The organism is Lysobacter korlensis (assembly GCF_042434515.1).
In genome coordinates this window covers 83153-93860 of the sequence record NZ_JBHLTG010000016.1, presented here as the reverse complement: position 1 = coordinate 93860, position 10708 = coordinate 83153, and the positions used below count along the sequence as shown (strand labels likewise).

General features: G+C 70.3%; 12 protein-coding genes and 2 riboswitches. Of the genes, 6 read left to right on the top strand and 6 right to left on the bottom strand.

Annotation, left to right across the window (positions count from 1 at the left end):
- Positions 1 to 457: class II aldolase/adducin family protein (locus tag ACFFGH_RS33100; RefSeq protein WP_386676948.1), on the bottom strand; the 457-nt coding region annotated here is incomplete at its 3' end.
- A gap of 114 nt (positions 458 to 571) precedes the next feature.
- Between ACFFGH_RS33100 and ACFFGH_RS33095 the strand changes: the two genes are divergently transcribed.
- Complete coding sequence (locus ACFFGH_RS33095) at positions 572 to 1555, top strand: LacI family DNA-binding transcriptional regulator (RefSeq protein ID WP_386676946.1); 984 nt, start codon at positions 572 to 574, stop codon at positions 1553 to 1555.
- 136 nt (positions 1556 to 1691) lie between these two features.
- Positions 1692 to 3314, top strand: coding sequence for a xylulokinase (locus ACFFGH_RS33090; protein ID WP_386676945.1), 1623 nt, complete (start codon positions 1692 to 1694; stop codon positions 3312 to 3314).
- 10 nt (positions 3315 to 3324) lie between these two features.
- On the opposite strand, the gene ACFFGH_RS33085 is transcribed toward ACFFGH_RS33090, so the two are convergent.
- Entirely contained in the window at positions 3325 to 4119 is a 795-nt protein-coding gene (locus ACFFGH_RS33085) for an SDR family NAD(P)-dependent oxidoreductase (protein ID WP_386676943.1), read from the bottom strand.
- 38 nt (positions 4120 to 4157) lie between these two features.
- Between ACFFGH_RS33085 and ACFFGH_RS33080 the strand changes: the two genes are divergently transcribed.
- Complete coding sequence (locus ACFFGH_RS33080; RefSeq protein WP_386676941.1) at positions 4158 to 4898, top strand: SDR family oxidoreductase; 741 nt, start codon at positions 4158 to 4160, stop codon at positions 4896 to 4898.
- 26 nt (positions 4899 to 4924) lie between these two features.
- A complete protein-coding gene (locus ACFFGH_RS33075) occupies positions 4925 to 5476 on the top strand; it encodes a TetR/AcrR family transcriptional regulator (RefSeq protein ID WP_386676939.1) in 552 nt (183 codons plus the stop codon).
- A gap of 1 nt (position 5477) precedes the next feature.
- Here ACFFGH_RS33075 and ACFFGH_RS33070 read toward each other — a convergent pair whose 3' ends face one another.
- From ACFFGH_RS33070 to ACFFGH_RS33055, 4 genes are all read right to left on the bottom strand, one after another.
- A complete protein-coding gene (locus tag ACFFGH_RS33070; RefSeq protein WP_386676938.1) occupies positions 5478 to 6494 on the bottom strand; it encodes an SDR family NAD(P)-dependent oxidoreductase in 1017 nt (338 codons plus the stop codon).
- A gap of 109 nt (positions 6495 to 6603) precedes the next feature.
- Positions 6604 to 7176: a dihydrofolate reductase family protein gene (locus ACFFGH_RS33065; RefSeq protein ID WP_386676936.1), complete on the bottom strand. Its 573-nt coding sequence runs from the start codon at positions 7174 to 7176 to the stop codon at positions 6604 to 6606.
- Between the two features lie 20 nt (positions 7177 to 7196).
- Positions 7197 to 8138: a 5'-3' exonuclease gene (locus tag ACFFGH_RS33060; protein WP_386676934.1), complete on the bottom strand. Its 942-nt coding sequence runs from the start codon at positions 8136 to 8138 to the stop codon at positions 7197 to 7199.
- Positions 8139 to 8236: 98 nt separating this feature from the next.
- Complete coding sequence (locus ACFFGH_RS33055; protein ID WP_386676932.1) at positions 8237 to 8566, bottom strand: DUF7882 family protein; 330 nt, start codon at positions 8564 to 8566, stop codon at positions 8237 to 8239.
- Between the two features lie 33 nt (positions 8567 to 8599).
- A riboswitch (cyclic di-GMP riboswitch) is annotated at positions 8600 to 8674 on the bottom strand.
- A gap of 235 nt (positions 8675 to 8909) precedes the next feature.
- Positions 8910 to 8984, bottom strand: a riboswitch (cyclic di-GMP riboswitch).
- 83 nt (positions 8985 to 9067) lie between these two features.
- Between ACFFGH_RS33055 and ACFFGH_RS33050 the strand changes: the two genes are divergently transcribed.
- Together ACFFGH_RS33050 and soxR are read left to right on the top strand one after the other, a co-directional pair.
- The gene (locus ACFFGH_RS33050) at positions 9068 to 9997 is read left to right on the top strand and encodes an NAD(P)-dependent oxidoreductase (protein WP_386676930.1); all 930 of its coding nucleotides are present in this window, start codon (positions 9068 to 9070) and stop codon (positions 9995 to 9997) included.
- A 54-nt stretch (positions 9998 to 10051) separates the two neighbouring features.
- Positions 10052 to 10564, top strand: coding sequence for a redox-sensitive transcriptional activator SoxR (gene soxR / locus ACFFGH_RS33045; protein ID WP_386676928.1), 513 nt, complete (start codon positions 10052 to 10054; stop codon positions 10562 to 10564).
- Positions 10565 to 10708: the final 144 nt, after the last annotated feature.

The window sequence follows — 10708 nt, the reverse complement described above, 5'->3', positions numbered from 1 at the left end:
CGATCGAGTCGTCCCCGATGATCGCGAACGGACCCACCGGGATCTCCCCACCGAACTCATCCGCCTGCCCGGTGATCACACACGGCACCGCCTCGCCACGAGCCGCCCACGCCGTCGCATACGTCGAATGGGTGTGCACCACCCCGCCGACCTCCGGCATGTTCCGGTACACATACGCGTGCGCCGCCGTGTCGCTGGACGGGCTCCGCTCCGACCCCGGGGTGTCCGGGATCACCGTCCCGTCCAGAGCGCAGAGGATCATGTTGTCCGGCGCCAGATCGCCGTACGAGACCCCGCTCGGCTTGATCACGAACAGGTCCGCCCCAGGCACCCGACCCGACACATTCCCACCCGTCCAGATCACCAGCGAATACCGCACCAGCTCGGCATGGAGGCCCGCGACCTCGATGCGCGTGCGATCGATCGCCGCCTCGGTGTCAGCGCCGAACATGCCCATGCGAATGCCTCCCGCTCCAGCTCCCGCGCCGAAACTTGTGCGTGCGGGCGAGTACACTCTAGGCACCCACTGTTAACGTTCACAAGTCGGAAAGCCCGGCCGGTTGGAGCTCGGATGCGGCAACTGCCGAACATGCACGATGTGGCCGAGGTGGCCGGCGTCTCGCACCAGACCGTGTCCCGGGTGCTGAACGACCAGCCGCACGTGCGCCACGAGACCCGGGAGCGCGTGCTCCGCGCCATCGCCGAGTTGGGATACCGGCCGAACGCCGCCGCGAAGACGCTGGTCACACGCCGTTCTCGCACGATCGGGGTGCTGACCCCGGCGGTCGCGCAGCACGGTCCGACACGGAGCGTGCTGGCGATCGAGAGCGCCGCGCGGCAGTACGGGTACCGGCCGCTGGTCACCGCCACCGCGGTGGACCGCGGCGCCACTCTCGGCGCGCTCCGCTTCCTCCTCGATCAGGGGATCGAGGGACTGGTCGTCATCGCACCGCACGAGCACATTCTGAATGCGATCTCCGACCTCGACCCGGGTCTCCCCGTGGTGGTGCTGCAGGCGACCGGCCGGGATGTCGGAACCGGTGTCGGCGTCGACCAGCGGAAGGGTGGCCGCCTCGCGGTGTCGCATCTGCTCGAGCTCGGGCACACGAGGATCCAGCACGTCGCGGGACCCGCGGAGTACTTCGAGGCTCGTGCCAGGGCAGGGGCCTATCTCGAGACGCTGATGGCCGCCGGCGCCCCGGCGCTCCCGGTGATCCAGGGCGACTGGACGGCCGAGTCGGGATATCGGGCCGCTGCCCTGCTCGACCCGGACACGACCGGCGTGTTCTGCGCCAACGACGAAAGCGCGATCGGGCTGATCCGGGGTCTCGCCGAACGGGGTGTGCGGGTGCCCGACGACGTGAGCATCGTCGGTTTCGACGACCTGCCGGAGGCCGCGTATCTCCTCCCGTCGCTCACCACGGTGAGCCAGGATCTCGAGCGCGTCGGCAGGGAAGCCGTGCTCACGCTGACCAGCCGGCTCGACGGGACCGACCACGAGACGGCACCGGTGGAGCCGATGCTCAAGGTGCGCGAGTCGACGCGGCGGCACTGAGCTGCGCATACCCGCCATTCCCGGCGACTCGATAGCATCGGTCGCAGCGAACGGAGCAGCCGCAGTCGAACGGATGCTTCCGCGTTCTCTCCCGGGCCCGTTCGGGCTCGACGACCCACCTCGAATGGAGGACTTGATGACGAGTTCCGACACGCCCCCCGTCGACGAGGAGACGCAGGCGACCGAGTGGATCCGGACCGGCCGTGCTTCACTCGGGATCGAGCTCGGATCGACCCGCATCAAGGCCTGTCTGATCGCGGGAGACAAAGCCGAGGTGCTCGCGGTCGGCAGCCACGAGTGGGAGAACCGGTTCGTCGACCGGATGTGGACCTACAGCCTCGACGATGTCTGGTCGGGCCTCCAGTCCGCGTACGCCGACCTCGTCCGCGACGCGGAGCGGCGGCACGGGGTGCGGCCGTCGGCATTCGCCGCCCTCGGGGTGTCGGCGATGATGCACGGCTATCTCCCGTTCGACGGCGACGGCGAGCTGCTGGCGCCGTTCCGGACCTGGCGGAACACGACGACCGGACCGGCGGCCGCGGAGCTCACGGAGCTCTTCGGCGTCAACATCCCCCTGCGCTGGTCCGTTGCGCACCTCTACCAAGCGGTGCTGGATGGGGAGGCGCACGTCCCGCGGGTGCGGTTCGTCACGACGCTGGCCGGCTACGTGCATTGGAAGCTCACCGGCCGGAAGGTCCTCGGCGTGGGCGACGCCTCCGGGATGTTCCCGATCGATGCCGCGACGCGGGACTACGACGCCGAGCTGGTGTCGAGATTCGACCGGCTGGTCGCCGAGAAGGCTCCGGGGATGAACCTCCGGGAGCTTCTGCCGGAGGTCCTGGTCGCTGGCCAGCCCGCCGGCGACCTCACCGCGGAAGGGGCGGCGCTGCTCGACCCGTCCGGTGCCCTGCCGCCCGGGGCGATGCTCTGCCCGCCCGAAGGGGATGCAGGCACCGGCATGGTCGCAACCTGCGCCGTCGCCCCGCGCACCGGGAACGTCAGTGCGGGTACGAGCATCTTCGCGATGACCGTGCTGGAGCGCCCGCTGGAGCGGGTGCACCACGAACTCGACATCGTCACCACCCCGGCGGGCGACCCCGTCGCCATGGTGCACTGCAACAACGGCGCGAGCGAGCTCGCCGCCTGGGTCGGCATGTTCGCGCGGTTCGGGACGGCGGCGGGGCTTCCGGTCGACCCGGACCGGGTGTACGAGGTGCTGTTCACGGAGGCGCTGGACGGGGAGCCCGACGCGGGCGGCCTGATCGCCTACAACCACCTCGCCGGCGAGCCGATCGCGGGACTGGAGGAGGGCCGGCCGCTCTTCGTCCGCACGCCGGACAGCCGATTCACCCTGGCGAACGCGATGCGCGCACAGCTGTACGGGGTGTTCGGAACGCTGAGCCTCGGGATGCGCGTCCTCGCCGATGAGGGCGTGACACTCGACCGGATGTTCGCACACGGCGGCATGTTCCGCACGGCCGGGGTCGCCCAGCGGTTCCTCGCCGGTGCGCTCGATGCTCCCGTCGCCGTGGGCGAATCCGCCTCGGAGGGGGGCGCCTGGGGGATCGCCGTGCTGGCGGCCTACCTGGCCTCCGGGTCGGGGTCCGACCTGGACTCCTACCTTCGGGAGCAGGTCTTCCGCGGCGCCTCGTTCGACACGAAGGACCCCGATCCCGCGGACGTCGAGGGGTTCGCGGCCTACCTCGACCGCTACCGCGCCGGCCTCGACGTGGAGCGCGCCGCGGTGGCGTCGCTCTGACAGCGGCGGACTACTGCGCTTCGTCGGCCGCCTCGTACGCCTTCTTCGGGATCTGGGTGGCGAGCTTCCCGCCACTGATGTCGACCAGCGACCCGGTGATGTAGGCCGCATGGTCGCTCGCGAGGAAGCAGAGCAGGTCCGCGATCTCCCCCGCTTCACCCCACCTGCGCAGCGACAGCAGATCGAGGAGCTCCGCCTGGCGCGCCTCCGCCAGCTCGGCGAACCCGTTCATCGCGGTCGGCACCATTCCGGGCGCGTAGGAGTTCACGGTGATGTTCCACGGCCCCAGCTCACCCGCCAGCACCCGGGTGAACTGCACCACCGCCGCCTTCGAGGCAGCGTACGCGGCGCTGTGCACGCTCGGCACGATGGCAGCGAACGAGGCGGCGTTGAGGATGCGCCCCCGGCGCTGCCGCTTCAGAACCGGGATCACGGCCTGGCACACGCGGAACATCCCGCCGACGTTGACGTCGAACGTTCGGTCCCACCGCTCCGGGTCCATGTCCTCGACGCTGCCGGTCTCGTTCACGCCGGCGTTGTTCACCAGCACGTCGATCCGCCCGAAGCGCTCGACCACGTCGTCGACGACTCGCCGGACCGCGGTCGCGTCCCGGATGTCGGCCGCGAGCGCCGCACCCGGGTCGCCCCCGGCGAACCGCTCACCGACCGAGTCGAGGTCCGCTCCCGGAAGGTCGAGCACCACGACGGTCGCACCCTCGAGCAGGAAGCGCTCGGCGATCACGCGTCCGATCCCCCGCGCCCCACCGGTCACCATCACCACCTGGTCGCGGAACTCGATCTGCACGGGAACAACCTACTATTGGCTCGACCACGGGGAGGAAGATGACCGTCACGGGGCAGGACCAGCGCACACTCTGGGTGACCGGCGCCGGAAGCGGGATCGGCCGGGCCGTCGCCGTCTCGGCCGGCCGGAGCGGCTACCGGGTCGGCGTGAGCGGCCGTCGGCCGGACGCGCTCGACGAGACCGTCTCGCTCGTCGAGCAGTCGGGTGGCCGGGCGATCGCCCTCCCCCTCGATGTCCGATCCGACGATGAGGTCCGCTCCGGTCACGCACGCCTCACGGAAGCGTTCGGTCCGGTGACCGACCTGGTCGCGGCAGCAGGTCTGAACGCGAAGCGCCGGTACTGGCGCGACCAGTCGAGGCACGAGTTCGAGGACATCGTGCAGGTCAACCTGATGGGCTCGGTGCGGGTGATCGATGCGGTGCTGCCCGGGATGCGATCCGGGGGCCGCGGCACGGTCGTGATCGTCTCGTCGTACGCCGCATGGACCGCGTCCCCGCACGCCGGAGTCGCCTACTCGGCCAGCAAGACGGCCCTGTCGACCCTGGCGCTCAGCCTCAACGCGCAGGAGTCCTCCGCCGGCATCCGCTGCACCCACCTCTGCCCGGGCGAAGTCGACACGGACTTCCTTTCGCTGCGGCCGGAGGTTCCGGACGGCGACGCCCGCCGGCGCATGCTGAGTCCCGACGACGTGGCACGGTCCGTGCAGTTCGTCCTGGACAGCCCGGCGCACGTCACCATCGACGAGCTGGTGATCAGTCCCGTCCCGCAGAAGCGGTAGGCGACCGGTGCAATAGCATGCGCAGTATGGCGCGACGCACCGCTTCCGCGACCCGCGAGAGCATCCGGTCGGCCGCGTCGACACTCTTCCGGCAACAGGGGTACGCGGGCACGTCGGTGCGCGAGATCGCGGCACTCGCCGAAGTGGACCCGGCGCTGGTCATCCGCCACTTCGGCGCGAAACAGGTGCTGTTCCTCGAGACGATGCACGTCACTCTCGACGATGAGCCGCTGTTCGACGTGCCGATCGAGTCGCTCGGGCGGCGATTCATCGAGGTGCTGCTGGACTCCGACGAGGACGTCCGCGGCGCCTACCTCGCGCTCGTCCGGGGCAGCGCCGAGAGCGAGATCGCGCAGCGGCTGACCACCGTGCACAACGAGACCTTCGTCGCGCCATTGCGGAACCGGCTGAGCGGACCCGACGCCGACCTTCGGGCCCGCCTCGCCGCCGCGCTCGTCGGCGGGCTGCTATACGCGCTGTGGGTGGTCGGCGACGAGCAGCTGCTCGCCACCGACCACGCCGACATCGCCGACCGCTACGGCCGGCTGCTGCAGGACATCCTCACGCCCCGTGACTGAACTACTGGACCGACCAGCCGCCGTCCGAGGTCAGCACTGCACCGTTGATGTTCACGCCGTCGTCGCTCAGCAGGAAGGTGATCGACGCCGCCAGCTGCTCCGCCGTCGCCACGGTCGGGATGGACGAGTGGAAGGGGCTCAGCCGCGCCATCCCGCTCTCATTGACCGACGGCATCGGGATGCCGGTCGCGACTCCGCCGGGCGCGACCGCGTTCACGCGGATGCCGTGCGGCCCGTACATGAACGCGGCGCTGCGGGTGAGTCCGATGACCCCGTGCTTCGACACGGTGTAGGCGTTGCCGGACGCGTTGCCGCGGAGTCCCGCCTCCGACGAGACGTTCACGATCGCGCCTCGGCCGGCCTCGATCATCGCGGGAAGCACGGCACGGGTGAGCTTGAACCCGCCGGTCAGGTTGATGGCGATGACCCGGTCCCAGATCGCGTCCGATGTCTCGTGCGCCGGCGAGAAGTCGTCGTTGATGCCGGCCACGTTGGCGAGGGCGTCGATCTGCGAGCCGGCCTCGGCGACGATCCGGTCGATGTCCTCCTGCTTTGTGATGTCCCCGGCCACCGCCACCACATCCCCGTCCCCCGCGGCGGCGAACTCGTCGAGGCGCTCCTTCGAGATGTCGACCGCGATCACGCGGCCGCCCTCTCGGGCGATGCGGGATGCGGTCGCCCGGCCGATGCCCGAAGCCGCGCCGGTCACGATGACCGTCCGGCCCTCGAAGCGGCCGGGGGTGACCCGCTCCTGCCACTCGCCGCTCGCGCCGGCATCCTCGGTGGGCGCCACTCCCCCGTTGGCCTGCAGCACCAGGTCGTCGACGACCGACTGGGGCAGCTGCCCCTGGCTCATCGTCACCAGCTGCTGCAGCGGCAGGCCCTTCACCGGCCCGAGCACGTTCTCGTCGAACCCGCTCTGCGCGAGCAGGCCGCGGATCAACGGGCCGCCCTGCGGGTGGTCGAGCCATGTCCCGATCGTGCTGTGTGCGGTGAGCGGCTTCGGCTCCGTTGCCATTTCGTCTCCTTCGATGCTGATCTCCGTGCGCGTCGCCGGGCGGCGCGCGCGCAAGTCAACTTAGTTGATATAACCGAGGAGAGGAACGGGCGGCGCCGAGTGATCGCCGCTATGCAGACCGCGGCGGCTGGACGGCGTAGCGCAGGAGCACCACCCCGCCCGTGAACCGACGCTCCTGCAGAAGCTCCAGGTCGAGCCGCACACCATCCGGAAGGAACCTGGTTCCGCCGCCGACCACGACGGGGCTCACGTACATGGCGAGTTCGTCGACCAGCCCGCAGCGCAGCGCGGATGCCGCGAGCCCGGCCCCGCCGATCGAGAGATCCGGCTCCGACGACCGCTTGAGCTCGCGCACGTGGTCGACGTCGAACCGACGCTCGACCCGCGTCCGTGCCGTGGTCACCTGGTCGAGCGTGCTGGAGAAGACGACCTTGTCGGCCTTCCGCCACAGGTCGGCGTACTCGAGCTCGGCCGGCGACGCGTCGGCGGCGCCCGGCTCGGTCTCCCAATACCGCATCACCTCGTACATCCGCCGCCCGTAGAGGTACGTGCCGACGGGACGCTCCTGCTCGTTGACCGCGGCGTGCACCTCGGGGTCCGGGGCCGCCCAGTCGAAGTTCCCCTCGGGGTCCACGAGGCAGCCATCGAGCGAGATGAGTCCGGTGTAGATCAGCTTGCCCATGAGTCCGGGTGCTCCGGATCTCAGCGGGCCACGGTCGCGGCCTCGAGCGCTGCGACGACCCGTGACACGGACTCCCCCAGCCCCCACCGTGACCGCAGCTGCTCGATCTCATCGCGGCCGCCCTCCGGGATGCCGATCCGGGAATCGACGACGGGGAGGTCGAGGTCGCACGCGACGCGCACCACGGTGGGCGCGACGGCGAGATACTCCGCGGCGGCGCGGATCTTCGACTTCGCACTCACCGACAGCGGCGAGCGCGCACCTTCCGCGGCGGCCGCGACGATGCCCTCGAGGTCGCCGAACTGTGCCAGCAGTGAGGCTGCGGTCTTCTCACCCACGCCCGGCACCCCGGGCAGGCCGTCCGACGTGTCGCCGCGGAGGGCGGCGAAGTCGGCGTACTGCGCTGCGCGGACGCCGTACTTCTCGCGCAGCACCCCGTCCGTCACGATCTGCAGTCTGCTCATCCCGCCGGCGGTGTAGATCACCCGGACGTCCCGCTCGTCATCGATCACCTGGAACAGGTCCCGGTCGCCGGTGACGACGTCGACCGGCCCGTCCGCGGTCGCGGCGAGCGTGCCGATGATGTCGTCCGCCTCGTACTCGGCCTTGCCGACGATCGGGATCCCGAGCGCGGTGAGCGTCGCGACGATGATCGGCACCTGGATGCTGAGCGGATCCGGCACCACCTCGACATCCGGGCCGGCCTCGATCACCTCGGCGACCCGATGCGTCTTGTAGCTCGGGATGAGGTCGACCCGCCACTGCGGGCGCCAGTCGTCGTCCCAGCACGCGACGAGGTCCGTCGGTCCGTAGTCGGTGACGAGCCGCGCGATCATGTCCAGCAGCCCCCGCGCCGCGTTGACGGGGGTGCCGTCCGGCGCCTTCAGCGTGTCGGGGTACCCGAAGAAGGCGCGGAAGTACAGCGCGGCGGTGTCCAGCAGCATCAGACGGCCATTGCTCACCGCTCCAGTGTGCCGGTCGGGCCACGGGGCGGGAATAGCCACGACGTCATCGAGGTCGTCCGGAAGGGCGAGCGCCCCTGGCTCCGGACTCCGCCGGCTCAGACGCCGCGGGCGGCCGGCTCGGGAACCGCCCGCAGCCCGGTGCTCGTATTGGCCGCCTGCATGAGGTCCTCGAGCCAGGCCCGGTTGAGGGCCATCGACGGCGAGCCGTCGTACTGGAAGTACAGCGAGGAGCTCTCGGAGATCCAGACCGAACCGTGGGAGCCGTTCTCGTGCGTCACGTCCGTGCCCACTCCTGGCTCCTGATCCCAGTTGAAGGCGAAATTCTCCCGGCGACGCAGCTTCGCGACGATCACTGCCTGAAGGTGCTTGAGCAGACGATCTTCGATGGTGATGACCGGCGCGACGCCGTAGCTGAACAGTCCCAAGCCGAACTCCGGGTGACGATAGCGAAACGGGAAATCGGCAACCCGGCGAACCGCGTGGGTCCCGTGGCTTTGCGTCCCCTGTTCGCACAGGGTTTGCCCCTTCGGCACGAATTCAAGCACATCCGAGAAGGGCTCGCGGCCGGCCTACTCGGCCCTCCGCTGCTCGAACATCACCAGACCGCAGTTCGAGCACTCCAGGAGCTCGTCGCCGCCGGCCCCGGTCTGTTCCAGACGTGTTCCGCAGCTCGGGCACTTGCGGGGGCGCCGCTCGGTCTCGGGGGCGGAATGATTCGGCTCGTGCAATTCGGGCTCCAGGAGAGGTGCGGCGGTTGCCTGCGAGGCTCCCGGCAACCCGGCTGACCCTGGGGGCCCCGTGGCTTTGCGTCACCGGCTCGCACCGGTTTTGCCGAATCAGAGGTGTGTGCCTAGGCACTGTACCGCCTCCCGGGGCGTCCATGTCAGGGTGCGCCGGGAACGTAGTGGTTCGCTAAGGTGCACGGTATGGCGCGACAGACCCGGCGGAACCCTGATCTCGCCGTCGGATTCGTCGGGCTCGGGATCATGGGCACGCCGATGGCTGCCAACGCACTGCGGGCCGGCTTCGACGTCCACGTCACCCACCGCACCCCCGACCGTGTGGCAGCGCTCCTCGAGCGGGGCGCGACGTGGGCCGGCACGCCGCGCACGCTCGCCGAGGCGTCCGACGTGCTCGTCGTCATGCTTCCCGACCTGCCCGATCTCGAACAGATGCTTCCCGGCGACACCGGAATCCTGGCCGGCATCTCCCGCCCGACCCTGATGGTCCTCTCCTCCACGTCATCCGCCACTGGGGTCCGTGAGCTGGATGAGCGGGTGTCGCGGCTCACCGACGGGATGCTGCGCGTGATCGACAGCCCCGTGAGCGGCGGCGAGGAGGGTGCCATCGCGGGCAACCTCTCCCTCTTCGTCGGCGGTCCGGCCGACGCCGTTGAGCGGGCGCGCCCGGTGCTGGAGACCTTCGGACGAGTGCACCACCTCGGTCCGCTCGGCTCCGGCGAGGTCGCCAAGTTCTGCAACCAGCTCATCGTCTCGGCGACGGTGCACGCACTCGGCGAGGCGGCGGTGCTCGCAGACCGCAGCGGCCTCGACGTGCAGGCCCTCTTCACCGCGCTCGGAGGGGGGTACGCCGGCAGCCGGGTGCTCGAGACGCGGGGATCCCGCATCGTCGCCCGCGACTATCGCCCCACGGGTGCGGCCAGATACCTGGTCAAGGACCTCTCCTTCGCCACGGAGGAGGCGACCCGCACCGGTGTGGAGGCACGCCAGCTCGCGTGCCTGCTCGAGGCGTTCCGCGATCTCACGGCACGCGGATTCGGGGACGAGGACATGGCCGTGACCCGCGCGTACGTCGAGAGCCTGAGCGATCAGCCGGGCGCGGCGGACCCGCGCTGAGCGGTTCTCTCCGCACCGGTTCGGGGCTACCGTGTTCCGCAAAGGAGGACGAGCATGGCCCAGCCGTTCGTGGACACGACGAAGACCCTGACCGTCGGCGAGGTCGCGGCGCGCAGCGGCGTGTCCGTCTCGGCCCTGCACTTCTATGAGCGTCAGGGCCTTATCCACAGCGAGCGCACCGCAGGCAACCAGCGCCGCTACCCGCGGCACACGCTGCGCCGGGTGGCGTTCATCCGCGTGTCGCAGCGCGTCGGCGTCTCGCTTGCGGACATCCGCGCGGCGCTCGACTCGCTCCCGGAGGGACGGACGCCGAAGCGCGAGGACTGGGCGAGGCTCTCCGCCCGCTGGAAGGAAGACCTCGACGCGCGCATCGCCGACCTCCAGCACCTCCGGGACGACCTGGACAGCTGCATCGGCTGCGGCTGTCTCAGCCTCACCACGTGCTCCCTGCAGAACCCCGGCGACACCCTGGGCCGCTCCGGTCCCGGTCCGCGCCGCTGGACGGACACGACATCGGAGGATGCGGGGCGGAACGGCGAGACGGTCCTTGACCTCAACTTCGGTTGAGGTCCTAGCGTGCTCTGCGGGTGGGTGAGTGCCCACTCCGGAAGAATCTGAGGAGCACAGTGACCACCGATTCCGAATGCCGGGTGCGGACGGCATCCGCCTCCCCTGACCGCCCGCTGCCGCACGGCGCCGGCGCGGCCGTCG